The sequence below is a fragment of the Streptomyces sp. NBC_00887 genome (genome assembly GCF_045207585.1).
This window is the reverse complement of sequence record NZ_CP108788.1, coordinates 6,573,078-6,596,376: the sequence shown is the minus strand read 5'-3', so window position 1 is coordinate 6,596,376 and position 23,299 is coordinate 6,573,078. Positions and strand designations below refer to the sequence as shown.

At 70.9% G+C, this 23,299-nt stretch carries 19 protein-coding genes; 7 read left to right on the top strand and 12 right to left on the bottom strand.

All coding sequences use genetic code 11. From position 1 onward, the window contains the following. Nucleotides 1-43: 43 nt before the first annotated feature. Genes OG844_RS30215 through OG844_RS30205 form a run of 3 tightly spaced genes read right to left on the bottom strand, consistent with a single transcriptional unit; the run spans nucleotide 44 to nucleotide 3,383 of the window. Nucleotides 44-928 carry an SDR family oxidoreductase gene (locus OG844_RS30215; protein WP_406394531.1) on the bottom strand — a complete coding sequence of 295 codons (885 nt, stop codon included), beginning with the start codon at nucleotides 926-928 and terminating at the stop codon, nucleotides 44-46. Beyond that, complete coding sequence (locus tag OG844_RS30210; protein WP_406394529.1) at nucleotides 925-1,866, bottom strand: alpha/beta fold hydrolase; 942 nt, start codon at nucleotides 1,864-1,866, stop codon at nucleotides 925-927. Before OG844_RS30210 ends, OG844_RS30215 begins: the two co-directional genes overlap by 4 nt. Beyond that, nucleotides 1,863-3,383: a flavin-containing monooxygenase gene (locus OG844_RS30205; RefSeq protein ID WP_406394528.1), complete on the bottom strand. Its 1,521-nt coding sequence runs from the start codon at nucleotides 3,381-3,383 to the stop codon at nucleotides 1,863-1,865. Before OG844_RS30205 ends, OG844_RS30210 begins: the two co-directional genes overlap by 4 nt. 169 nt (nucleotides 3,384-3,552) lie before the next feature. On the opposite strand from OG844_RS30205, the gene OG844_RS30200 reads away from it, so the two are divergent. Continuing rightward, a complete protein-coding gene (locus tag OG844_RS30200) occupies nucleotides 3,553-4,194 on the top strand; it encodes a MerR family transcriptional regulator (RefSeq protein WP_406396312.1) in 642 nt (213 codons plus the stop codon). A gap of 4 nt (nucleotides 4,195-4,198) precedes the next feature. Here the strand turns inward: OG844_RS30200 and OG844_RS30195 are convergent, their stop codons facing one another. Continuing rightward, the gene (locus OG844_RS30195) at nucleotides 4,199-5,014 is read right to left on the bottom strand and encodes an exodeoxyribonuclease III (protein ID WP_406394526.1); all 816 of its coding nucleotides are present in this window, start codon (nucleotides 5,012-5,014) and stop codon (nucleotides 4,199-4,201) included. A 49-nt stretch (nucleotides 5,015-5,063) separates the two neighbouring features. Here OG844_RS30195 and OG844_RS30190 point away from each other — a divergent pair, with 49 nt between their 5' ends. Continuing rightward, the gene (locus tag OG844_RS30190; RefSeq protein ID WP_406394525.1) at nucleotides 5,064-5,564 is read left to right on the top strand and encodes a GNAT family N-acetyltransferase; all 501 of its coding nucleotides are present in this window, start codon (nucleotides 5,064-5,066) and stop codon (nucleotides 5,562-5,564) included. Between the two features lie 124 nt (nucleotides 5,565-5,688). On the opposite strand, the gene OG844_RS30185 is transcribed toward OG844_RS30190, so the two are convergent. From OG844_RS30185 to OG844_RS30160, 6 genes are all read right to left on the bottom strand, one after another. Further along, entirely contained in the window at nucleotides 5,689-7,830 is a 2,142-nt protein-coding gene (locus OG844_RS30185) for a DEAD/DEAH box helicase (protein ID WP_406394524.1), read from the bottom strand. Next, on the bottom strand, nucleotides 7,827-9,158 hold the full coding sequence (brxD, locus tag OG844_RS30180; protein ID WP_406394523.1) for a BREX system ATP-binding protein BrxD: 1,332 nt from the start codon (nucleotides 9,156-9,158) through the stop codon (nucleotides 7,827-7,829). Before brxD ends, OG844_RS30185 begins: the two co-directional genes overlap by 4 nt. After that, complete coding sequence (gene pglZ, locus OG844_RS30175; RefSeq protein WP_406394522.1) at nucleotides 9,155-11,893, bottom strand: BREX-2 system phosphatase PglZ; 2,739 nt, start codon at nucleotides 11,891-11,893, stop codon at nucleotides 9,155-9,157. Before pglZ ends, brxD begins: the two co-directional genes overlap by 4 nt. Next, nucleotides 11,893-15,780, bottom strand: a complete 3,888-nt coding sequence (locus OG844_RS30170; RefSeq protein WP_406394521.1) for a hypothetical protein — start codon at nucleotides 15,778-15,780, stop codon at nucleotides 11,893-11,895. The genes pglZ and OG844_RS30170 overlap by 1 nt, the downstream gene beginning before the upstream one ends. A gap of 147 nt (nucleotides 15,781-15,927) precedes the next feature. Then, nucleotides 15,928-16,527, bottom strand: a complete 600-nt coding sequence (locus tag OG844_RS30165) for an ATP-binding protein (protein ID WP_406394520.1) — start codon at nucleotides 16,525-16,527, stop codon at nucleotides 15,928-15,930. Nucleotides 16,528-17,054: 527 nt separating this feature from the next. After that, nucleotides 17,055-17,663 carry a YdeI family protein gene (locus OG844_RS30160; RefSeq protein WP_406396311.1) on the bottom strand — a complete coding sequence of 203 codons (609 nt, stop codon included), beginning with the start codon at nucleotides 17,661-17,663 and terminating at the stop codon, nucleotides 17,055-17,057. Between the two features lie 137 nt (nucleotides 17,664-17,800). Here OG844_RS30160 and OG844_RS30155 point away from each other — a divergent pair, with 137 nt between their 5' ends. The 3 genes from OG844_RS30155 (at nucleotide 17,801) to OG844_RS30145 (ending at nucleotide 19,561) form a co-directional block, all read left to right on the top strand. Beyond that, the gene (locus OG844_RS30155) at nucleotides 17,801-18,400 is read left to right on the top strand and encodes a hypothetical protein (protein ID WP_406394518.1); all 600 of its coding nucleotides are present in this window, start codon (nucleotides 17,801-17,803) and stop codon (nucleotides 18,398-18,400) included. Nucleotides 18,401-18,518: 118 nt separating this feature from the next. Further along, complete coding sequence (locus OG844_RS30150; protein WP_406394517.1) at nucleotides 18,519-19,358, top strand: Scr1 family TA system antitoxin-like transcriptional regulator; 840 nt, start codon at nucleotides 18,519-18,521, stop codon at nucleotides 19,356-19,358. Further along, complete coding sequence (locus OG844_RS30145) at nucleotides 19,355-19,561, top strand: DUF397 domain-containing protein (protein WP_406394515.1); 207 nt, start codon at nucleotides 19,355-19,357, stop codon at nucleotides 19,559-19,561. Before OG844_RS30150 ends, OG844_RS30145 begins: the two co-directional genes overlap by 4 nt. A 127-nt stretch (nucleotides 19,562-19,688) precedes the next feature. Here the strand turns inward: OG844_RS30145 and OG844_RS30140 are convergent, their stop codons facing one another. Together OG844_RS30140 and OG844_RS30135 are read right to left on the bottom strand one after the other, a co-directional pair. After that, nucleotides 19,689-20,198: a hypothetical protein gene (locus OG844_RS30140; RefSeq protein WP_406394514.1), complete on the bottom strand. Its 510-nt coding sequence runs from the start codon at nucleotides 20,196-20,198 to the stop codon at nucleotides 19,689-19,691. A 158-nt stretch (nucleotides 20,199-20,356) separates the two neighbouring features. Then, a complete protein-coding gene (locus OG844_RS30135; protein ID WP_406394512.1) occupies nucleotides 20,357-20,992 on the bottom strand; it encodes a dirigent protein in 636 nt (211 codons plus the stop codon). Between the two features lie 546 nt (nucleotides 20,993-21,538). Between OG844_RS30135 and OG844_RS30130 the strand changes: the two genes are divergently transcribed. Both OG844_RS30130 and OG844_RS30125 read left to right on the top strand, forming a co-directional pair. Further along, a complete protein-coding gene (locus OG844_RS30130; protein ID WP_406394511.1) occupies nucleotides 21,539-22,273 on the top strand; it encodes a flavodoxin family protein in 735 nt (244 codons plus the stop codon). A 21-nt stretch (nucleotides 22,274-22,294) separates the two neighbouring features. Beyond that, nucleotides 22,295-23,266: a DUF5996 family protein gene (locus OG844_RS30125; RefSeq protein ID WP_406394510.1), complete on the top strand. Its 972-nt coding sequence runs from the start codon at nucleotides 22,295-22,297 to the stop codon at nucleotides 23,264-23,266. The last annotated feature ends 33 nt before the right edge of the window (nucleotides 23,267-23,299 follow it).

Here is a 23,299-nt window from a genome sequence, read left to right as displayed (position 1 = left end):
GCCTCGCTCAGACTTACACAACCAGACATTCATCGCATTTCGATCATTGGTGCTCGGCCTGCGCCGCCCTGTCAGCCTCGCCGCCGGCCCCCACGAGCCCCTTGCTGACGCCCTCGAGCCGCGGCCCGAACCGCTTCATCTCCCGCTGCCCGACCGCCCCGATCAGCATGGGCAGGTACCCGCGCACCGACTGCATACCGCGCAGCCACCACTGGGCGTACACATGCGCGGACCGCCGCTCGACTCCGGCAACGATCCGGTCCACGGCCGGACCCAGCGGATAGGTACGGTTCGTCGGCCACGGCAGCCGCTGCCTCAACTCCCGCATGACGTCGTCCTCGTCGGCGCCGCGCACCATGTCCGTGTCGGTCCAGGACAGATAGCCGACCCCTACCTTCACCCCCCGGTGGCCGACCTCCGCACGCAGGCTGTGCGCGAACGCCTCCACGCCCGACTTGGACGCGCAGTACGCACTCATCATCGGCGCCGGAGTGATCGCGGCCAGCGAGGCGATCTGGAGGAAGTACCCGCGGCTCTCCATGAGCACCGGCAGGAACGCCCGCCCCGTCACCGCGCCGCCGATCAGGTTCACCTCGATGACCCGCCGCCAGGCGACGGGATCGGAGTCCACGAACGGACCGCCCGAGGCGACCCCGGCATTGGCGACGACGACGTCGACCTTGCCGAACCGTTCCTTGACCTCAAGGGCGACCTGGGCCATGGCCTCGTGGTCGGTGACATCCGCGTACCAGTGGTCGCTCTCCCCGTGCAGGCGCTCCGAGACCTTCTTCAGCTCGTCCGGCTCCAGCCCGACCAGTGCCAGCGTGGCGCCGCGAGCCGAGAGCTTGCGGGCCAGCAGCTCGCCCACACCGCGGGCCGCCCCGGTGACGACCACGACCTGCCCTTCGAGACTCCGCCTGCCGCTCATGCGACCTCCTCCTCGTGCACGGCTTGCGCCGCACTGTCCGCGGTGACGTACCCGGCCACCAGTTCCCGGAGTTTCGCGGTGACCACCTCGGGCGCCTCGACCGGCGTCATGTGGCCCGTACCCGTCAGCTCCGTGAGCCCTAGGCTCAGGGGCAGGGCCGCCTCGATGGCCCGCGCGTGCACCGGCGGCGTCAGCCGGTCCTCCGCACCCGCGATCACCGCGGTCGGCAGCCGCAACTCCCGTACGCCCGACTCGAGATCGAGCTCCGCGAGCACATGCCCCCAGGCGACACGGGCCTTGCGGGGACACGCATGCACGATCCTGGCACAGGCGTCGACCCGCTCGGGGGACGAACCGCGGCCCATCGTCGCGTACTTGAGGATCGCCTTCGAGAGCGCGTTGACCGGCCCGAGCGGCGCCCGCGCCCCGAGGACCTTCCCGGTCAGCCGCGTACGGAGGGCGCCGGCCCGCATCGGCAGCACCAGCGACTCGGCCGTCAGCCGCGAACTGCCCGTGCTGCACAGCAGGACGGCCGCCCCGTGCTCGCGCACGGCGGCCCGCCCGGCCGCGGCCATCAGCGTCATCCCGCCCATCGAGTGCCCGGCGAGCACCGCCTTCTGCCCCGGCGCGAGCGTGGCCCTCAGCACCGCCTCCAGGTCGTCGGCCAGCTTCTGCGTGCCGTATCCGTCCGCGCCCGCCTCCGGCGTACGGCCGTGGCCCCGCTGGTCGTAGACGACGACCCGGTGGTCCACCGCCAGGTCACGCACCTGCGCGTCCCAGAAGCGCGTGTTGCAGGTCCAGCCGTGCGCCAGGACCACGGCGGGGGCGCCGTCGGGCCCGTGCAGTTCGACGTGGATGCGCGCGCCGTCGGCGGACACGGCGGTCAGTTCGCGCACGGGCACGGGCGGGACGTCCGATCGGTGCAGCAGCCGGCTCATCGGGCGACCTCCTCGGGGACGGACTTCTCCGCGGTGCTGACGCCGGGCGGCCGGATGACCTCGTACTCCCCGAGGTCGATCGAGCGCGTGGCCCGCCGGAATTCGGCCGTCGTCCCCGGCCAGACCGTGGTGTTGCGCCCGGTGGAGTCCAGGTACCAGCTGGTACAGCCGCCGGTGTTCCACACGGTCCGCTTCATCCGGTCCTGGACCCGCCGGTTCCACGCCCCCACGGCGGAGGTCCGTGCGCCGAGTGCGGCGCGGCCGCCCAGGACGTCCAGCTGGCGCAGGTAGTCGGCCATGTAGTTCAGCTGGGACTCGATCATGAGGATCATGGATGAGTTCCCGAGCCCGGTGTTGGGGCCGATGACCGTCATCCAGTTGGGGAAGCCCGCCGCGGAGGCGCCGCGCAGCGCCTGCATGCCGTCCTTCCAGGACTCGGCGAGCGTGATGCCGTCGGCACCGACGACCCGGTCGGCGATCGGCATGTCCGTCACGTGGAAGCCGGTACCGAGGATGATCACGTCGGCCTCGGTCTCCGTGCCGTCGGCGGCGACGACGGTGGAGCCCCGCACCTCGGCCAGGCCGGAGGCGACGACGTCCACATTCGGCTGGGCGAGTGCCGGGTAGTAGGCGTTGGAGAGCAGGATCCGCTTGCAGCCGATGCGGTACGAGGGGGTCAGCTTGGCCCGCAGTTCCGGGTCCTTGACCGCACGCGCCATGTTGGCCTTGGCTATCCGTTCCACCAGGCCCAACTGGTCGGGATGTTTGGTGAACGCGCCGACCTGCAGCTCCCGGATGCCCCACAGCAGTCCGCGGCGCGCGGTGCCGGTGAACGGGAGCGTGCGGTGCAGCCACTTCTCGGCCCCGCTGATGGCACGGTCCATGCGCGGCATGACCCAGGGCGGGGTCCGCTGGAACAGCGTGAGCCTGCTCGCCTTCGGCTGGATCTCCGGCACGATCTGGATGGCGGACGCCCCGGTGCCGATCACCGCGACGCGCTTGCCGGTGAGGTCGTAGTCGTGGTCCCACCGGGCCGAGTGGAAGACCTTGCCGGGGAACTCGGCGAGCCCCGGGATGTCCGGCAGCTTCGGGTCGGAGAGCGGACCGGTCGCGGAGACGACGACATCGGCGGTGACGGTGACACCGTTGGCCGCCTCGATCACCCAGTGCAGCTCCTCGCCGTCCCAGCGCATGACCGTGACCTCGTGGTCGAACCTGAGGTGCGGGCGCAGCCCGAACGTGTCGGCCACGTGCTCCAGGTAGGCGCGTATGTGCTCCTGCCCGGAGAAGGTGCGCGGCCAGTCGGGGTTGGGCGCGAACGAGAAGGAGTAGAGGTGGGACGGTACGTCGCAGGCGCAGCCCGGATAGCTGTTGTCGCGCCAGGTGCCCCCGACGGAGCCGGCCCGTTCCAGGACCAGGAAGTCGGTGATGCCTTCGCGGCGCAGCCGGACAGCGGCCCCGAGGCCCCCGAATCCGGATCCGATCACCGCCACTCGTACATGTTCGTGCTGGGCCATGCTGCCGCCTCCCCGCGGTACGTCCCACGACTCTGCCAGCAATCACTGGCATTGTTGGGAGGGTAGAGCAGGACCGTACCGATGGGTAGGGGTCGCACCAAGGAAAGTTACCGGCGGTACAACATAGGGTGCGGGTGTGGCTGAAGGACGCGAGCACCGCGAATACCGCATGGACGAGCTGGCCAGGGAGGCCGGTATCACCGTGCGCACCGTGCGTTTCTACCGTGAGCGCGGGCTGATCCAGCCGCCTCGCCGCGAGGGCCGCATCGCCTGGTACGACGACCATCACCTGGCCCGCCTGCGCACCATCACGGGCCTGCTGGAACGCGGCCACACCCTCAACGGCATCGCCGACCTCGCCACCACCTTCGACAGCGGCCGCGATGTCGCCGAGGTGCTGGGCCTGGGCGAGCCGACCGAGGAGACCCCGGTCCGGCTCTCTCCCGAGCAACTCGCCGACTACTTCAGCGACGAGGCCACGGCGGAGAATCTCGCCGCGGCCCTGGACCTCGGCTACCTCGCCACGGACGGCGACGAGATCGTGCACATCAGCCGCCGCCTGCTGGAGGCCTCGTCGGAGCTCGTACGGGAGGGAGTGCCGCTCTCCGCGGTGCTCTCCTCGGGCCGCCAGGTCCGCGAGCACGCCGACGCGCTCGCGGATCTCTTCGTCCGGGTCATGAACACCCATGCCGAGGGCACCGAACCGGACCGGATGCGCAGCCTCGCCCACGCGGTCGTGGACGCCGAACTGTCCATGGCTCTGGACCGGCGACTGCGCAGCGAGGACGGCCCCGGCACTCCGGAGAAGTGAACGGCTACCGCTCGTAGGTGACCGTCACCGGCGCATGGTCGCTCCACCGCTCGCCGTGCGTGGCCGCCCGCTCCACCCAGGCCTTCACCGCGCGGGCCGCGAGGCCGCCGGTCGCGACCTGGTAGTCGATGCGCCAGCCCGCGTCGTTGTCGAACGCCCGCCCACGGTAGGACCACCAGGAGTAGGGCCCCTCCTCGTCCGGGTGCATCGCGCGGACCACGTCCACGTACGCGGCCTCGTCGAACACCCGGGTCAGCCACTCCCGCTCCTCGGGGAGGAAGCCCGAGTTCTTCTGGTTCGACTTCCAGTTCTTGAGGTCGGCCTCACGGTGGGCGATGTTCCAGTCGCCGCACACGACCACCTCGCGCCCCTCGGCGGCCGCCCGCACCTTGAGGCCCTTCAGGTAGGGCAGGAAGGCGGCCATGAAGCGCTCCTTCTCTTCCTGCTTCTCCGTACCGACGTCACCCGACGGCAGATAGAGGCTCGCGACCGTCACACCCGGCAGGTCCACCTCGACGTACCGGCCGCTGCCGTCGAACTCCTCGCTCCCCGGGTCCCCGAAGCCGCCGAACCCGGTCTGGACGCGCTCCGGGGCGTGCCGCGTATAGATGGACACACCGGCGCGCCCCTTGGCCGCGGCCGGGGCGTGCACGGTGTGCCAGCCCTCGGGGTCACGTACCTCTTCGGGCAGCTGCTGCGGTTCGGCCCGGACCTCCTGGAGGCAGATCACGTCGGCCTCCGTCTGCGCCAGCCACTCGACGAAGCCCTTCTTCGCGGCAGCTCGGAGCCCATTCACATTCACACTGGTTACGGTGAGCATCCCGGCACAGTACCGATAGCCGCTGGTGCATACCTGTACCATGACTCGCATGAATATCCAGTCTCGGCCTTTCGACCACCCCGACGCCGTCACACTCAACGACCTGGTGCAGCTCGAATACGCCGAGCGCTACGGAGATGGGGGCGACATCACACCCCTCGACGCCACCATGTTCGATCCACCGCGCGGACTGTACCTGCTCGCCTACGACGAGCTCGGCCGGCCTCTCGCCACCGGCGGCTGGCGCTCGCAGGAGCGGAACGCCGAGGGCTACTCCGACGGCGACGCCGAGATCAAGCGGATGTTCGTGATATCCGAAGGCCGCGGCAACGGCCTGGCCCGGCGGATCCTCGCCGCCCTGGAAGCCGACGCGCGGGCCGCCGGCCGCACCCGCATGGTCCTGGAGACCGGCGACAAGCAACAGGAGGCGATCGCCCTGTACACCTCCAGCGGCTACACGACCTGCTCGAAGTTCGGCCACTACCGGACGTACGAGAGCAGCATCTGCATGGCCAAACCGCTGCGGCAGCCTGCTCAGGGAACCCGATGACCGTCACACCGCCGTCGCACGGGGGGAATCGGCCGTCGCGGCATCGGTGAAGCGGGCCAGGAGCGGTGCTCGATCGTCAGCCGGAGTCCCTGTGTGCGCCTTCACGGGACACGCGGGCGGATGACTACACGCCGGTCAGCGTGACGAAGCGCACGGGCTCGGCAAGGACCTTGCCGGCTCCCTCCTCGTCCGCGGTACGGGCGGCTAGGGTCGCTTCGGCCAGTCGGGGAGGGAGGGTCTCACCGAACTTGAGCCCGCGGACCGCTTTCCCGTCGATCTCGGGCAGGCACAAGCCCGTCCCGGTGTCGGCGAGGGCGACACGCCACCCCTCCCGGGTGAGGCCGTCGCGGAGATTGATCCACTGATCGTTGACACGCCGGTGCGGGGCGACCGCCGAGGCCATGGAGGCTGCCAGCGTGGCGTTGGCACGGTGGCCCGCCCAGGTCCACCAGCGGACATCGCCGTCGGTGTGCCGTGTGATCACCGTCCCGCCCGGGTGGACGCTGTGCAGGTACGTGTCCCGCGCCTCCGTGAGCTGGGCCGTGGCCCTCTTGGTCAGGCGCACCGGCGGGTCCTCGCCGAGGAGGACGTCCCGAGCGGCCCGCGCGAGAGTGAACGAGCGGACGCGGTGGGCGCCGAAGCCGTTCCAGCGGGCGCGCCCTCCCTCGTCCGCCGGTTCCACGAAGCAGCGCTTACGGCTCCAGTCGATGTACGTCACCAGCCAGTTGCGGCCCGCGAGCAGCAGCTTGCGGGGGCCCTCGATCTCCTCCGTCAGCAGATCGGGGTCGGTACGGCCGATCTCGGTGCGGCCGTTGAGGACGGTGAATTCCGGTGGCGCGGTGAACACCGCCGTCAGGTTCATGAAGTGCCGGTGGCCGTACCGGCGTTCGGCCTCCGGACCGACGAACAGCAGTCCGCCGTCCTGGTCCAGATACCCCTGCTCCACGAGGTGGCGCACGACGGGGCCCGCTCCCTGTCCGAAGGGCCCGATGCCGCCCCACCACTCCTGCCACAGGTTCTCGCCCACCCGGTGCTCCTGCAGGCACAGTGCCAGGAGTTGCTGGGCGACCAGATGGCGCGGCTCGGGAGGTGCGACGACGGTTTCCACCCAGCCGCGGGACCACTGCAGGAGGAGCGCGGCCGCGGAGAGCAGGCCTTCCGCGTCGAGCGCGAGGAAGAGGCAGTTGCGTGCGGTGCCGGAGCGCCGGCCGGTGCGCCCCAGCCGCTGGAGGAAGGAGGCGACGGTCGACGGCGCGTCGAGCTGTATGACGCGGTCCAGGTCTCCCACGTCGATGCCCAGTTCCAGGGTGCTGGTGGAGACGATCACGCAGTCGCGGGCTTCGGCGAACGCGGTTTCGGCCCGCCGTCGCTCGTCCACGGAGAGGGAGGCGTGGGAGAGGAACGTCGTGACGCCCCTCAGCCGCAGCTGTTCGCCCAGCTCCTCGACGGTGCGGCGGCTCTCGCAGAACACCAACCGCTTCTCGCCCCGGTGCAGGGCCGCGATGACGGTGGCGGCGTTCGCGACGGATCCCACGTAGTCGAGCTCGATGTCGCCGGGGGGCGGCGCGGCGGGCGCCGCTCCGCCCTGTTCACGAAGGTGGGGCGCGATGACGCGGGCGGGGCGGCTTCCGTGTCCGGAGCCCTGGAGCCAGGCGAGCAGTTCGTCGGGGTTGCCTACCGTGGCGGACAGGCCGACCCGCTGGAGAGGGTGACCGACGACGCGGCTGAGGCGCTCCAGTACGGCCAGCAGGTGCCAGCCCCGGTCGTCACCCGCGAACGCGTGCACCTCGTCGACCACGACGGCGTGCAGCCCCGAGAAGAAGGCGCGGTGATCGACGTGCGCGCTGACCAGCATGGACTCCAGCGACTCCGGAGTGGTGAGGAGGATGTCCGGGCGCTGCGCGAGGATACGGCGCCGCTTGGTCGTGGTGATGTCACCGTGCCAGAGCTCGGTCGTGCGCCCCAGCCAGCCGGCGTAGGTCTCCAGGCGGGGGTGGAGGTTGTTGAGCAGGGCCTTGAGCGGGCAGACGTAGAGCACGCTGGTGCCCTTCCAGCCCCGCCGGTTCATCCGGGTCAGCAGGGGGAAGGCAGCGGCTTCGGTCTTACCCCCGGCGGTAGGTGCCAGGAGCACGGCGTCCTCGCCGGTGACGAGTGGCTCGATGGCCTCCTCCTGCAGTGCGCGCAGGGAGCGCCAGCCGAGGGAGTTGACGATGTGGTGGCCGAGAACGGGGTCCAGGAGGTCGAACGCGTCGGCCGGTGCCGTCATGGCAGGTCCAGTTCGATGTCTCCGGCACCGTTGGCCGCACTGCGTTCGGCCTCGCTGAGCTCGGAGCTGTTCAGGGTGAGGGCGTAGTGCAGGCGCGGGTCGAAGTCCTCGAACTCGTCGACCCTGTCCATGACGTCGGCGACGAGCTTGCGCAGGTACAGGCGCGGGGCGATGCCCACTTTGCCGCCGAGTGACCCGGTGACCGCGCGGGCCAGTTCGCCGAGGTAGGCGTCGTCCACGCGTCGGGCGAGGCGGTCCGGGTGGCGGGCTGCCCCGGCGTAGACGTCCCGCACCTTGCTTCCCAGCTCGCCCAGCGAGGCCAGATCGAATCCGGACAGGCGCAGTTGGACGGCGCGGGGGGAGTCGAAGCGGGGGTCGGTGGTGAAGTCGGTGGCGAGGCGCTGGGCGAGGGGAGGGAGGCGCTGCACACCCTGCTGGCCCTCGTAGAAGGCGGGCGTGCCGGTGATCAGGAGGAACAGGCCGGGGAACCGTCCGGCGTCGATCTCGTCGAGGAGCTGGCGCAGTGCGTTGAGGGACTTCTCGCGTACGTCGCCGCGCACGCGTTGCAGGGTCTCCACCTCGTCCAGGACGAGGAGGAGACCGGGGTGCCCACAGTCCCGCAGGACGGTGAGGAGTCCCTGGAGGAACCCGAGGGCGGCGAAGTGGTCGAGGTCGCCGCGGATGCCCGCGGCGCGTTTCGCGGAGGCGGCCACGGACTTCTGCCCGCCGAGCCAGGCGATGAGTGCCTCGGCGGTGGCCCCGTCGCCCGCTGCCACGGCCTGGCGGTAGCCGCGCAGGGCGGCGGAGAAGGCCGGTGTGGTGCGGGCGACGTCGGCGAGACGCCGTTCCAGGAGCTCGTCGACCGCTGCCGCCAGGGCCTCTTCGTCGTCGTCGGCGATGTCGCCGCTGTCGAGGACCTCTTCCTCCAGGGCGTAGAACCAGGAGTCGACCACCGCGCGGAGGGCCGAGGGCTGATGGGTGGCGGTGGTGAGGCGTTCGACGAGCCTGCGGTAGACGGTTTCCAGCCGGTGCAGCGGCGTTTCGGTCTCGGAGATCTGGACTTCGCTGACGGCGAGGCCGTGGCGTTTGGCGCGTTCGGCGAGCCACCGGGCGAAGAAGGTCTTGCCGGAGCCGTACTCACCGCGCACGGCGTGGAACGCGGCCCCGCCCCGGGCGACCGTGGACAGGTCGTCCTCCAGCGCGGCTTCGAAGCGGTCCAGGCCGACGGCGAAGAGGCCGAGGCCCGACTGCGGGACCGTTCCCCGCCGCAGCGCGTCGACCACGTCCCGCCGCCGTGCGGTGCTGATCTCGGAGGCCGCGGTGCTCATGGCGTGTCTCCCGGGAACTGCTGCGCGAGCAGGGCCTTGTCGAGCTGGACGGTACGCCCGGATTCCACGAGCTGGAGCACGGGATAGCCGTCGATGTTGAGGAGCCGTTCCAGGACGGTCGCGAAGCGCTCCGGGTTGCGCTGCGACTTCCCCGTGGCGGCTTGGGCTGCGGCGGCCACCGCGCCGGGGGAGAGCTTCCCGCCGGCCGCGAGCAGGGCGTCCAGGGCTGCGGCGACCGCCTTCTCGCTCGGGGCGTGGCGTACGAACTCCCGCTGCGCCTTGTACGGGGCGGACTGCACGGCCTGTTCGCCCGGGGTGCCCCGGCCGGGCAGCATGAAGATGCCTTCGCTCTGCTGGTCCTGCTCCGGCTTCTTCCTGCGCGGCTTGGCCGCGGGGCCGTCGGTGGGAACGGGCGCGGCCGCACCGGCCCCACCCCTGCCCTGCCACCAGTCGGGCGCGGTGCGTTCCGCGGGCAGCAGCGTCCAGCCCGGCGGGATCAGGTCGGCGGACGGCACGAGGGTGAGCACGGGAACGGTGACCTCGGCGAGGGAGGCACCACCGTGGTAGCCGGCCTGCCGGCCGGTGTAGCGCAGGTCCTCCCGCCAGGCGGCGGTGATCCGTCCGCTCCCCGCCAGCACGCGGGATCCGGCCAGCGCGACCTCTCCTTGCCCGGGTGTGCCGGTGTGCCAGCGGGCGCCGCCCACTCCTTCGGCCTCGGTCTGCTGGTGGCCGCGCGGGGTGCGGTCCAGGACGTGGCCGTGGTCGGAGACGAGGACGACGGGGCGGCCGTGGTCGAGGGCCGCGTTCATCAGGTCGGACAGCTTGGCGATGTCACCGATGCTCCACCGGCCGCGTGCCCCCTCGCGGCCGTCGGCGAGAGCGTCGTCGATGGTGTTGACGACGACGGCGACGATGTCGTCGGAGGGGAGGGTCTCCAGCAGTTCGGGGGCCAGACGGTGTCCGGGTGGTCCTTCGTAGCCGCCCTTGTGGAAGAGGTGCGCGCCCCGGTGGCGCTTGCGCCAGAAGGCGGCGAATCCGGCGCGTTCCACGCTCTGCCCGCCCTGGGCCGACTGCCCGCAGAGCAGTGACGCCCTGCTGATCGTGGTGAGGGAGGGCAGCATGGACACGGCGGCCCGGCGGGCGGGCTCCTTGCCGGGCCTGGGTTTGGGCACCACCTCGGTCCACACCCGCCGGTCCAGTTCACCGGCGAGCTGGACGGCGATGTCGGCGCTCATGCCGTCGAGGACCAGGATCAGCGGCCTGCCCCCCTCGCGTGCGAGCGGCGCGGCGGCTTCGGCGAGGACGTCCTCGATGAGCAGGGCACCGCCCGGTGCCTGCGGGGAGGCGGTTTCCGTCCAGAGCGCGAGCTTGCGGGCGAAGTCCTCGTCGAGCCGCGTCCGACGCGCGCGGACCGCTCCTATGAGCCGGTGGTAGGCCTCGCCGACTGCGGTGTCCCGCGAGGTGTCGCCCTCGGAGAGGACTCCGATGGCCATGTCGGCCCAGCCGGAGGAGGACATGTGCCCCTGTACGGCCTGGGCGACCGAATCGGCCGTCGGCATCGGGGCGCTGAGCCACCGCACCAGGCGTACGGCGGTGCGGGCCGTCTCGGTGGATTCGGCGTTCAGCGCGGACAGCTGGTGTTCGGCCAGTTCGCGCAGGGCGGCTTCGGCGGGCGCGACGGGGCCGTCGAGGGTGGCCGTGAGCGTGCGGAGCCGGCTGCGGTAGCCGGAGGGGAGCATCCGGTCGGCGCCGATCAGCGGGCTGAGCCGGGCGTCGGCGGCGAGCTGGTCGGCGCGCTCGAGTACGGCGAGGACACGTGCGCGTGTCTCGGTGCGCTGCTGGCCGCTGCCTTCTGCCTGGGCGACCCAGCGGGTGACGACACCGGTGGCGGCGTCGGCGAAGGGCCGTAGCGCGTCGAAGGAGGCGAGGGCGGAACCGAAGAGGGTGCCCAGCGCGAATCCGGCGGCCTCCGCCGACTGTGCGGAGAGTGCGGCGGACGCGAGTGCGCCCAGGGGCAGCGCGTCGGCGCCCCGGTTGTCCGCGGCCAGGGCGAGCAGGGTGGGTGCGGCGGGGCCGACAGCCCGTGCCAGCCACTCGCTGAGGCCGGTCCGCTCGGCGGCGGGCAGTGCGGCGAAGAGGGCGGGGCCCGCCGGGGTCCGTGTCCAGGCGAACAGGGTGTCGGCGTCGAGGTCGAGGGTGTCGGCGGTGGTGTCACCGAGTCCGAGCCGGGCGGCGAGCAGGGCCCGCACGGCCCGGTCGCGGGTGAGGACGGCCCCGCCGCGTGGCCAGCCGTCGACGGGTTCGGCCGCCAGCAGCGCGTCCAGGAGCCAGGTCTCCTTGAGCATGCGTGCGTCGAGGTCGGTGGCGCCGAAGAGCTGCTTGACGATGTCGGCGGGGTCGACGGCGAGGGGGCGCCTGCGCACGGCGTGGGCGCGCAGGTCCCAGCCGAGCTGGTCGGCGGGCACCCCGCCGGTGACGACGAGGACGCTGTCGCCGTCCGGGTCCTCCTGGGCCCGGTGACGCTGCCAGGCGTCGGCGATGCCCAGCGGGGAGTGCTGCTCGGTGATGCGGACGCTGCGGTTCCTGCCGTCGACACGGACGGTGAACGCGGTGTCCTGGTCGCCTCCGTCGTAGGTCGCGTCGACCAGCACCAGCCGCGCCCCGTCGGCGTGCAACAGCTCGGTCTCCAGGAGTACTTCGATGGCGCGCCGGCCCGCGGCGGGGCGGGCCGCCATCAGCCGGCCCCTTCCGTGCGGTGCTCGTCGTCCCGCACCGCACGCCAGATGATTTCCACCGGGGTGTGCGGGTGCGCGGCGCGGAAGTGCTCGATCTCCGCGCGTACGGCGGCCAGTTCGTCGCTCAGCAGCGACTCCAGCGGTGAGGTTCCGGAGGCGATGACCCGCCGGGCGGACTGCGGGCTGCCGTCCGCCGGCCCCCACCCTGCCTGCGGTTCCTGCGCGGGCCGGGGTGCGGGCTCGGAGGGCACCGGGGGGTTCCCGTGCCGCGACAGGGGGATCTGTTCCGGCCCGGGGGCGGGCGCCGGCGGATGAACCGGCGGCTGAGGAGCCACCGCGTCCACGTTGAGGGCCGCTTCCACGATCGCCATCCCGGTCTCCCGGACCCCGCCGAGCACGGGCACCAGCGGACGCTCGAACTCGGAGGCGCGGGCGGTCTCGGCGACCTGTGCCAGCAGTCGGCGGGCCCGGTCGCCCAGGCTGTCGTCACGGTCGCCGAGCAGCCTGACGTTCTTCAGTACCCGCCATACGGCGTCGTCGTCCAGGATCCCGAGGACGTCGGCGGCGGTGCTCATGGTGGTGGCCAGGTCCCGGTCCGGGCTCTCGTAGGAGGCACCGGCCAGTTCCCGTACGAGTGCGGTCGCGTCACTGCCGTGGCGTCCGATGCGGGCCAGCAGTCCGGCGGCCTCGCGCAGCATCGCCGTGCGGGGCGCCGGAGTCCCGCCGTCGGGACCGTCGAGCCCCAGCAGGGCCGCGTGCCGGTCCAGTGAGGCGCGTACGCCCACCACGCTCTTCTCGTACTCCTCGACCTTGGCCCGGACGTCCTCGGCGAGTTTGTTGATGTTCCGGGCGAACAGGGCGGGCTTGGCGCGGGCGCCGAAGAGGCGCCCGGCGCGGTCCCGGGCGCGCGCGTACTCCTCCTCGCTGGGCAGCGGCTGTGAGCGCAGCGCCCAGCCGGGACCGATCGCCGCGGGCTCGGGGGCCGCGGTCTCGGGCCCGGAGTGGTAGACCCAGGCACGGTCGTCGAGCAGGGCGTACGCGGCGATCAGGAGGTTGGTGGTCTGCTTGTCGAGACCGGCGTAGCCGAGGTCCTTGGTGATCCAGCCGCGGATGTCCTCGGCGGCGAGGTCTCCGCGCTCCTGATGCTGGGCGGCGGCCTGGTTGATACGGGTACGCCAGTCGGCGCGCAGCACGAGCGGGCCGTCGTGGACGGTGCCGAGCTCGAGGGGCTCCACGACGCGCTTGACGGTCTTGAGGTGGTGGCTGTCGACCTCCACCCGGCCGCCCTCGTCCATGGCCCGGGTGATCCACTCCAGGGTGGTCCGCAGTTCGCCCGCGGTGACGGCCTTGCGCCGACCGCCGCTGTCGGGCCCGAAGTCGGGGTGTTTCGGGTACAGGGCGCCGAACAGGTGGTCGGCGAGGAACAGGGCGTTGTCGGCGAAGGGCTTGCCGCCCTCCGGCTGGACGCGTGGGAACTCCGGCTGCAGGGACAGCACATGGCGGCCGTCGACCACCTCCGCCGCCCTGGTGCCGTCCTTGACCTCCGTGATGCCGTACACCTCGCCGAGCGAGGCGATGAGCGTGCGGGTGAGGGTCTCGCGGCCGACCTCCAGCTGGCGGCGGGCCTTGGCCCGGTCGTCCGGCGGGTAGTTGCGCGTGTGGTCGGCGAGCCGGTCGCGTTCCAGCAGGAAGTTGATCCGCATCAGCCGGCCGAGCTGGGCCTTGCGCTGCTCGGAGAAGAAGTCGGTCAGCCAGACGAGGGTGGCCGCGGTGTGGCCGTTCTTGCTGAGCTCGGTCACGCGCTGGTAGTCGTCGGTGGGGAACTTGCCGGTTTCGTCGAAGGGGTAGTCGATGACGAAGCGGATGTTGCCCGGGGTGGCCGGCGTGAACTGCTCGTCCGACAGGTCGCGCGGGTCGCGTACGTTGCCGAACACGAACTCCGCGGTGCGCCGGGTGCCCCGCCAGATGATCTCCTTCTCGGGGACGAGCTGGCCTTCCTTCACGCCGAGCTCCTCCCACAGCCTGTCCCGCAGCCAGACGCGTCGCACGCCCGCCTTGTCCTCCCCGGCGGCGGCGTCGAGCAGGGGCTCGATGTCCAGGTCGGACAGGTGCAGGGAGAAGACGGGGTCGGTCTCGCCCTCGGCGCGCAGCTCGGTGGGGTATTCGCCCTGCAGGGCCCGCATCCGGTCGATGACCTTCTGCCCGACGGGCACGGTCCGCGACCGTACGGAGCCGTGGTTGAGGGCGGCGAGCCGGGCCCCGGTGAGCCGGCGCAGCGCGGGCACGTCGGGGGCGAGCGCAGCGAGCAGCAGGGTCTTGACGAAGCGGTCGTCGGCGAGGAAGTCCGGGTGGTCCTCCCGGCCGTACTTCTCCAGAAGGTGCGCGCGGGCCTTGGCGTGGAAGCGCTGGGCGGCCTCGGACTCGTGCTTCAGCTTGTCGGTGAAGGCGGCCCCGGTGCCGTCGATCAGGACGTCCCACAGGTCGCCGAGCGGGATCAGCTGCCCGAGCTCGGCGCCGGCGTTCTTCTCCAGGAGCTGCTGGACGAGCTTGAGACCGGTGCGCTCGCGCTGGAGCGCGCCGGACAGGGCGACGAGCACGTTCAGCAGGGCGGGCGAGAGCGGGTAGACGGTACGGAAGTCGTCCCATCCGGCCTGGGTGGCGCCGCCGTCGTCCAGCAGGACGTCCTTGACCAGCGGGCTGAACCGGTCGACACCCGCGAAGGCGGCGTCCAGCACACCCTGCTGTCCGGGCCTGGGCTTGAGCACCCGCTCCTTGATGATCTCCGGGAGGTTGCGGTCCTCCAGGTCGACGACGGTGAACCGCTCCTGCAGGTACTCGAGCGCGTGCTCCATGTTCTGCACGTCGGAGCCGAGGATGTCGGAGCCGACGAGCTGGGAGAGGTCACGCTGGCGGGAGATGAAGGAGATGATCGGCACCGGCCGGTCGGGGTTGCTGGACTCGATCAGCTTGACCAGCTTCTGGATCTCGTCGTTGACGAAGGTCCGCTGTTGCATCCGGGCCTGCAGCCACAGGATCAGCTCGTCCAGGAAGAGCACCACACCGTCGTAACCGAGCGACCGGGCGTGGACGCTGATGGCGCTGAGCCCGTCGTCCAGGGACAGATAGGCCGCCGCGTCTCCGCGGATACTGTCCGCGTACGCCTTCATGGGGCCGCTGACCAGGGCGGACACCAGACGCTTACGCCGGTCGTCCCCGTCGGGTGCGGCGAAGGCGGCGTCGAGCTCGGCGCCGGTCCACGGGGTGTCGGCGACGGCGCCGATCACGGCCAGCCCGTCCTCGTCCACCACGGGCTCGGGCGCCGCCCCGGCTGTGGGCAGCAGCCGTACGAACGCCTCGTCCCCGAGGGAGGCCCGCAGGTTCCGGGCGTCGGACAGCAGGGAGTCCGCCTTGAAGACCAGGGGCGTGGGTGCGTCGGGGTGCCGGTCGCGCACGGTCTTGGCGTAGCCGCCGAGCAGCGCCGACTCCAGGTTGGCGGCGCCGACCAGGTGGTAGGGCACCATGAGGAACTTCTTGCCGCGCAGCCATTCGTCGTGCTCGGCGACCACTTCGCGCAGCCGGGGCTTCTTCCGGGTGGCGGGCTCGCCGTTGAGCACGGCGTGCAGCACGGTGAGAAAGTGGCTCTTACCCGCGCCGAACGACCCGTGCAGGTAGGCGGCGTGCGAGCTGTTCTTCTTCACGGCGCTGCGGATCAGCTTCAGCGCCGTCTCGAACTGTTCCCGCAGCTGCGGGGTGACGACGTACTCCTCGACCGAGCCGGCCGAGGAGCCGGTGAAGCCCTGCGACAGCTCTACCTTGAAGTCGCCGGCGTGGACGTCCTCCTTGATGTCGAGGACGTCCCTCAGCGCGATGTTGCTGCCCCTGGCCATCAGCCGCTCCTGGCTCCCCGTACATCCGGCCCCGACCACCCCAGCCGGGTACTCGGCGGAGCCGACCGGTCACCCGCGTCCGTACCGCCGCACAAGCCCCTCCATCCTGCCAGCTCACGTCCGGGGACGAGGACGGGCTGAAGAGGATCAGGACTGTGCACGCCGTCGAGCGGCGGCCGGACGCTGTACGAGGACGTCCCCCGAGGTGTGGTTCAGCCCGCCCGCCGTCAGTTTGTGCACCCAGGGACCGGGCTGGGTGGCTGCCACCCCGTGCCGCTCACCGATCCCTCCGGGTTCTGTCACGACTACGGGGGCGGACGCCAGGGCAGCCCACACGGTCTTGCCCGGTGCGCCCTCGCGTGGGGTGACGCCCCACTCCTCGGCGAGCGCGGCGACGAGGACCAGCCCGCGCCCCGTCTCCGCGTCGGCGGGCAGGCCGGTGGGCAGGTCCGGCAGCCGTTCGCCCCGGGTGTCGCTGACCTCCACCCGCAGCCGCCCTCCTGATTCCCGGATCAGCCGGAGCAGCACGTCCCGGCCGGGCACCAGTCCGTGCGTGACCGCGTTGGCGGCCATCTCGCCGACGACCAGGCTCACCGTGTCATTCACCTCGGAGCCGTAGCGATGACCCCACTCGTGGACCCGGTGGGAGGCCAGCCGCCGCGCGAGACGGGCTCCGCGCGCGGTGGCGGAGAAGCGGAGTTCGAAGGTGTCGCCGGGGTGCGGCGCGGTGAGGCCGGGGATCGTCATACGCGGAAGGTTCCCGCGACCCGAACCGCTCCCACCAGGGGTAACGGCCGTACGGCCTGGTCCTGTCGGGGTCGAGGAGGCGGCTGACGGGGCTGTACGTGGCACCACGTACGGGCTTGCTTCTCTGGTCGGTCATGCGCGGCCCAAGGGCGGTGGCCCGCCCCAGTAGTCCGTGGTCGGCCCTCCACGGCCGAGCACGCTCGGACTCGCCCAACCCGTGCGGCCCTTTTCACGTCACGGGCCGACCACCGCCGGTCCCGGGGTCGTCAGCGGAAGTCGTAGTCCTCATCCATGCCACTGGAGAGAAAGATTTCCTCGGCTCCAGCGAACGAGGGGGAGTCCGCAGGCTCCTCCTCGTAGCCAGCCGAGTCCGGGCCCTCGATGTGATCATCGCCCTCCATGCACCGGCAGGGGAAGACCTCCTGGGTGATTTCACCGTTGACGATGCTGTTTTACGGCGCGGTCGTGCAAAGGTCCCGTGGGCATACCGGGAGTACAGGGCACCACGGGTCGGGCCTTCTCCGCGCCTACGGGTACGGCTTGTCGCCCTTCGCCAGCATCGCCACGTACTTCTCGATCCGGCGCACCCGGGTCTCGGCCTTCTTGGCGTCCTGGATCCGGTACAGGATCGCGTAGCGGTTCTGCCGGTCCAGCGTCTCGAAGAACGCCGCCGCGGCCGGTTCCGCGTCCAGGGCCGCCGTGAGGTCGTCCGGCACCGTGGCGGTCTTCGCGCCGTCGTAGGCCGCCTCCCAGCGGCCGTCGGCCTTCGCACGGTCGACCTCGGCCTGTCCAGGCGCACGCATCCTGCCCTGCTCGGTCAGGGCGGCCACCTTGTCCCGGTTGATCTTGGACCACTTGCTGCGCGGCCTGCGCGGGGTGAACCGCTGGAGCCACCACTGGTCATCGACCTTGGCCTTCTGGCCGTCGATCCAGCCGTAGCAAAGGGCCACGTCGAGCGCCTGGGCGTAGTCCAACGCGACGACGCCGGGGCCTTTCCTGCGCAGCTTGAGCCAGATGCCGGGCGAAACGGCGTGGTTCTCGCCGATCCATGCCTCGAACGCCTCGGCCGATGCGAACGCGACGATCTCCAGGTCCTGAGTCACCCCGGCAGCGAACCACACCTGGCCGGTGGTCATGACGCGATTCGGCACGGTCGCACGGTCCCGGGACGCAGGACGTCCGTGCGAGGCCCCCGCCGGGCACTCTGCGAACATGCGGGAAGATCGTGCGCCGTGTGGACGGTGTACGCCCTTACGGAGAGAGGCACTTACCCATGGCCAAGGACGCGACCGGACTTCCCGAGGTCGACAAGGACTGGGACGTTCCCTATCAGCCGGCGGACTTCCTCGACCTCGACCGTGCGTCCATACCGTTGACCGGCAAGGCACCGGCCCCCGCCCTGGTGGAGTTCGTCCATCAGCTGATCGCCGCCGAGGGGCCGATCCACGAAGAGGTGTTCTTCCTGCACACGCGGGAGGTGCTGCACCTGAAGTCGTTCACGACACCGAAGAAGAAACTGATCCGGGCGGCGGTGGAGCAGCTGGCCGAGGACGGCCGGGTCGCGGTCGACGGCGAGTTCTTCGACGTGCCGGACCGCCCCTGCCGCTACGCCCGCCGCCCGTTCCCGGGCCTGACGAAGCGCACCGTGGAACGCGTGGCACCGGCGGAACGCCGGACGGCCCTCGCCGGCCTGATCCACGACGAGCCCGGCCGCCCCTACGGCGAGGTCGTGGCGGACGCCGTCCGCTTCTTCGGCTGGACCGCGGGCACGCCCGGCGCGAAGTCGGCCCTGGCGGGCGACCTGTACCGCCTTCGCGACCAGGGGCGCATCACGGGATGGCCGGACAGTCTGGTGGGCAAGGCGTCCTCGTAACCCCTGAACTACGTGTCGACGTCACTCACATGACGGACATTCATGCGGAAGCGCTTCCTTCCGGGTCGGACCGTCCTAGCCTGCTGCCACTGCTTGCCGACCGAGGGAGCGAGGGAGCATGGACGTTGCGGTGGCCGGTGCCGTCGAGGATGCCGCAGATCCGGGAGGCGGGTTCCTGCGCTGCTTCGGCCGCCAGGTGAAGCTGCTGCGCGAGGGTGCGGGGCTCACGCAGGCGGAACTCGGGGCGAGCGTCGGATACGGCGAGGCGCACATCGCCTCCGTGGAACAGGGCCGGCGCATCCCCAAGCCCGAGATGGTGGACGCGGTGGACCGGGTTCTGGGCGGGCGGGGGATGCTCGTCGCGATGAAGGGCGAGGTGGAGCGGGCTCGGTATCCGTCGTTCTTCCGGCAGTACGCGCGGCTGGAAGCGGAGGCTACGCAGCTGCACGCGTACGACAGCCACGTCGTCAAGGGACTGTTGCAGACGGAGGAATACGCGCGAGCAGTCTTCGAGATGTGGCGCCCGCTTCTGGACGCCGACATCGTGGAGCAGCGTGTGTCAGCGCGCATGGAACGTCAGAAGCTCTTCTCCCGACGGCCTGCACCGCTCCTGAGCTTCGTCATCGAGGAAACCGTCCTCCGCAGACCCCTCGGCGGACAAGCCGTATTACGTGGCCAGTTGGAGCAGCTCCTCCTGTACGGGCACGAGCGGAACATCGAGATTCAGGTCATGCCGACCAGCCGTGAGGAACACGCCGGGCTGGCAGGGGCGTTCACGTTGCTCCACATCGGAGATCAGCGCAGGATGGCCTACATGGAGGTGCAGGACGAAAGCGCACTGCACTCGGAACCGAAGAAGGTCGGCGCCTTCGAATCGACCTACGGCGTGCTCCGGGCCCAAGCACTCACCCCGAGGGAGTCGCTGGCCTTCATCGAGAGGCTGTTGGGAGAGCAATGAGCACACAAGAACCCGCGTCGCGCGCAGGCGAGCTGGCTTGGTTCAAGAGCAGCTACAGCGCGGGCAACGGCGGGGATTGCGTGGAGGTGGCGGCCGCAGACACGGCCGTCCACATTCGCGACTCGAAGCAGTCCGGAGGCCCGACCCTGCGCGTCGGAGCCGTCCAGTGGACGACGTTCGTGCGGATGGCCGCGCGCGGCTGACGTACCGAGGACCGTGTATCGGGTGCGGGTGGAGCCGGATTCCGGCCCCACCCTCGCCCGACGGAGCAGGGGACGAACCAATCTGCCGACGACGAGCGGCGGCAGGCACCGCAGTCACCAGCGACTGTCAGCCGGGGATGATCTGCCCGTTCTCGATCTGGAAGTTCTCGGCCGGTGAGCAGCCGATCGACGGCGTGATCAGCAAACTGACGGCAACCGGTGCGGGCTCCGTGCCGGCGGTGGAGAACTCGCACACCGCGTGGCGGCCGGTCAGCGGGAACCAGAACCAGGCGTCCGCCTCGCCGACCGGAGCGCGGTCCGATTCTCTCCACGCACCGTTGTTGAAGGTGAAGACCTGGAGGCGCACGGATGCCGCGAGCGGATCGGTCTGCGACCTCAGAGCGGTGAGTGTGAACTTGAGGTCCCTGCCCAGGACCGATGTGGCGATCCGTCGGCGCTCTGTCGCCCGAGGCGCAGCCTGCGGCTCCTTCTCCTGACCGGCCGTCGGGCGGGCCTGGGGGTCGGTCGGCCGCGGGTTCGGCGGGCCTCCGGCGGTTGCGCCGACCGTGACGGTGACGGCCGTGGCGGTGGCCAGGGCGACGCCCCAGCTCATGAATGTGCGGAAGTTCTTGATCACGACGTCTCCATGTGCGGTGATCGGTGCGGGTCGGGTCGCGGAGGCGCATCGATGTCCGGGACGGGCCTGTGACGGGGTCTGCCCGGTATCTGACGCGGGCGGGAAGCGCTGCTCTCACCCCTGCGCATCCCGGGCGGCATTGAGACCGCCTGACGCAGCTACTTGCCGGGGAAGGACGGAGGCATCGGCGCCTCGGACGGCACGTGACCGTCCCTGGCCCGATGAGGCTGCACGTCGAGGACTTCGAAGGTGAGTTGCCAGGTCGCCGGCGTCAACACCCGCTGGGTCACCTGGCCACGCGCCGTACGGAACTCTCCGGTGCCTCCGGTGATCGCGTTGACGACCGTTTCCGGTGCCGGGATTCCGGCTTGCTCGCCCTGGACGGTGATCTGCCCGCCCGGCAGCACCGCGGTTGACGAGCACTGTCCCGCGTTGCGTTCGAGGTCGGTGATGACGCAGAAGCCGCCGAAGCGGCCGACGGGGCGTTCTTCCGCTCCCCCGGTCGACGCCAGGTTCCCGCTGAAGACGAACTGGTCGCCGACGCTGCGGCCCGCTGCCCCCAGATCCAGCTCTTCGCCGACCTGCAGCCGGGCCTCCACGCGGATGGTGCGGCTTTTCGCCGTCGGGCCGTCGGCAGGGTGGGCTGCCGCAGTCGCGGCAGCCTTCTGCGGGACCACGTCCGCCGCCTTCCGCGGGACCACGTCTGCCGACGCGAATCCAAGGGTGGCGAGCCCGGCAGAGCCGCCGAGAACCGCAACGGCAAGGAATATGAAGGGCCGGCCAGCGAAGCCCATGGTCGCCTCCGTGTGTGGGGGATGAACAGAGCCAGGGCCGCCCAGCCTTGGGTCGCGTCACAGAAGGCAAGGCACCCGAGCAGGTCGGGGGACCGTGAGCGGGAGCGGACTCCGGGGTGACGAATGCGCCCGTACCCATTCATACGGGCCTCCGTCATGCGGAACGCTAATGGCAGTGATGCCGACGCGCTCAGCAGAGAGCGAGGGTGGGGGCCATTGGGGTGCACTCCTTGAGGGGAAGCCTCGTTGTCTCGGCGCGACTGCCGGTTGATGCCCGGCGGGGCAGAGCGGGCCGGGCAGGGGCGGCGCGAGAACGGCTTCTCGGGGTTTGCCCTGGCGTTCTCGCCGTCCAGGGCGCGAAGTTGCACGCCTCCCACCCGCTGTGCGGCTGCTGTGGCGGCCGTGCACGGACGGCCACAGGATTGACGTCGGGCCTCCGTGGAGGAAGCAGGAGGCAACCAGCACCCTCCACATGTCCGCCCCTGCGGAGGCGCCCACCAGCGGTCCCACTCGTGGAGGCCGCGCTCGACACCGGAAGGAACACCAATGGATCAGGCCGTGGAGAAGAACGGCGCGACGCCATCGTTCGACGGGCTGCGGGCGCTGTTCCTCAACACCACGCTCAAACGGTCGCCGGAGATCAGCAACACGGGCGGGCTGATCGACCGCAGTGTCGGCATCATGCGGCAACACGGAGTGGACGTCGAGACCGTACGGGCCGTCGACCACGACATCGCCACCGGAGTGTGGCCGGACATGACCGAACACGGCTGGGAACGTGACGACTGGCCTCAGTTGTACGAGCGGGTGCTCGGCGCGGACATCCTGGTGCTGTGCGGGCCGATCTGGCTCGGCGACAACAGCTCGGTGATGAAGCGGGTGATCGAGCGGCTGTACGGCTGTTCCAGCCTGCTCAACGACGAGGGGCAGTACGCGTACTACGGACGGGTCGGCGGGTGCTTGATCACCGGCAACGAGGACGGTGTCAAACACTGCGCCATGAACGTGCTGTACAGCCTCCAGCACCTCGGCTACACGATCCCGCCGCAGGCCGACGCCGGGTGGATCGGCGAGGCCGGGCCCGGCCCGTCCTATCTCGACCCCGGTTCCAGCGGACCCGACAACGACTTCACCAACCGCAACACCGCCTTCATGACCTACAACATGCTGCACCTGGCGGCGATGCTGCGTACGGCCGGCGGCATCCCGGCGTACGGCAACCGGCGCAGCGAGTGGGACGCGGGCTGCCGTCCCGGCTTCAGCAACCCCGAGCACCGATAGCCCCCTCTGGAGGAAGACGCCGTGAGTACTCACCACTCCCCCACCCGCCCGGCGGCGTCGGGGCCTGCCGCATGGCCGTCGTTGCGGGTCGCCGACTGGACCGCGACGCGGGACACGCTCCACATGTGGACGCAGATCGTGGGCAAGCTCCGGCTGGCTCACGCGCCCCTGCTCAACCACTGGTGGCAGGTCACTCTGCACGTCACCCCCAGAGGGCTGACCACCGGGTCGATCCCTTACGGCAGCGGCGTGTTCGACGCGGAGTTCGACTTCGTCGACCATCAGCTGCGGATCCGCAGCAGCGACGGCGGCGACCGCAGTGTGGCCCTGGCACCCAAGTCGGTGGCCGCCTTCTACGCCGAAACCATGGAGGCGCTCGACGCGCTCGGCATCGGCGCGGACTTCCAGAGGCGTCCGAACGAAGTGGACCCCTCGATCCCGTTCGCGGAAGACGAGCAGCACGCCTCCTACGACGCAGAGGCGGCGCACCTGTTCTGGCGGCAGCTGCTCCAGGCGAACCGCGTCATGGGCCAGTTCCGGGCGCACTTCACGGGCAAGGCCAGCCCGGTGCACTTCTTCTGGGGCGCGATGGACCTCGCCTGCACCCGCTTCTCCGGACGCTCCGCTCCCCCGCATCCAGGCGGCGCCCCGAACTGCGGCGACTGGGTGATGGTCGAGGGCTACTCCCGCGAACTGTCCAGCTGCGGCTTCTGGCCGGGCGGCGGAGAGGAAGGCGCGTTCTACTCCTACGCCTACCCTGAGCCCGCGGGCTTCGCGGACCATCCCGTGGGGCCGGAGGGCGCCTACTACAGCTCGGAGAACGGCCAGTTCCTGCTCCCGTACGAGACCGTGCGCACCGCCCCCGACCCCGACCGCGCACTGACGGAGTTCCTGCAGACCACCTACGAGGCCGCCGCCGAACACGGCGGCTGGGAACGGGCGCAGTTGGAAGACGACCCACGCCGGTGGAGACAGACAGACACAGTGAGCTGATCCCGTCCTGAACCGTGCCTGTCAGGCCGCCTG

Bases quoted from the DNA above. Each gene is read 5' to 3' on its own strand.
- OG844_RS30150 (WP_406394517.1), top strand. From the start codon at position 18,519: ATGGACGTTGCGGTGGCCGGTGCCGTCGAGGATGCCGCAGATCCGGGA.
- OG844_RS30170 (WP_406394521.1), bottom strand. From the start codon at position 15,780: ATGGCCAGGGGCAGCAACATCGCGCTGAGGGACGTCCTCGACATCAAG.
- OG844_RS30165 (WP_406394520.1), bottom strand. From the start codon at position 16,527: ATGACGATCCCCGGCCTCACCGCGCCGCACCCCGGCGACACCTTCGAA.
- pglZ (WP_406394522.1), bottom strand. From the start codon at position 11,893: ATGGCGGCCCGCCCCGCCGCGGGCCGGCGCGCCATCGAAGTACTCCTG.
- OG844_RS30210 (WP_406394529.1), bottom strand. From the start codon at position 1,866: ATGAGCCGGCTGCTGCACCGATCGGACGTCCCGCCCGTGCCCGTGCGC.
- OG844_RS30205 (WP_406394528.1), bottom strand. From the start codon at position 3,383: ATGGCCCAGCACGAACATGTACGAGTGGCGGTGATCGGATCCGGATTC.
- OG844_RS30135 (WP_406394512.1), bottom strand. From the start codon at position 20,992: ATGGGCTTCGCTGGCCGGCCCTTCATATTCCTTGCCGTTGCGGTTCTC.
- OG844_RS30160 (WP_406396311.1), bottom strand. From the start codon at position 17,663: ATGACCACCGGCCAGGTGTGGTTCGCTGCCGGGGTGACTCAGGACCTG.
- OG844_RS30145 (WP_406394515.1), top strand. From the start codon at position 19,355: ATGAGCACACAAGAACCCGCGTCGCGCGCAGGCGAGCTGGCTTGGTTC.
- OG844_RS30190 (WP_406394525.1), top strand. From the start codon at position 5,064: ATGAATATCCAGTCTCGGCCTTTCGACCACCCCGACGCCGTCACACTC.
- OG844_RS30130 (WP_406394511.1), top strand. From the start codon at position 21,539: ATGGATCAGGCCGTGGAGAAGAACGGCGCGACGCCATCGTTCGACGGG.
- OG844_RS30185 (WP_406394524.1), bottom strand. From the start codon at position 7,830: ATGACGGCACCGGCCGACGCGTTCGACCTCCTGGACCCCGTTCTCGGC.
- OG844_RS30155 (WP_406394518.1), top strand. From the start codon at position 17,801: ATGGCCAAGGACGCGACCGGACTTCCCGAGGTCGACAAGGACTGGGAC.
- OG844_RS30215 (WP_406394531.1), bottom strand. From the start codon at position 928: ATGAGCGGCAGGCGGAGTCTCGAAGGGCAGGTCGTGGTCGTCACCGGG.
- OG844_RS30200 (WP_406396312.1), top strand. From the start codon at position 3,553: ATGGACGAGCTGGCCAGGGAGGCCGGTATCACCGTGCGCACCGTGCGT.
- OG844_RS30195 (WP_406394526.1), bottom strand. From the start codon at position 5,014: ATGCTCACCGTAACCAGTGTGAATGTGAATGGGCTCCGAGCTGCCGCG.
- brxD (WP_406394523.1), bottom strand. From the start codon at position 9,158: ATGAGCACCGCGGCCTCCGAGATCAGCACCGCACGGCGGCGGGACGTG.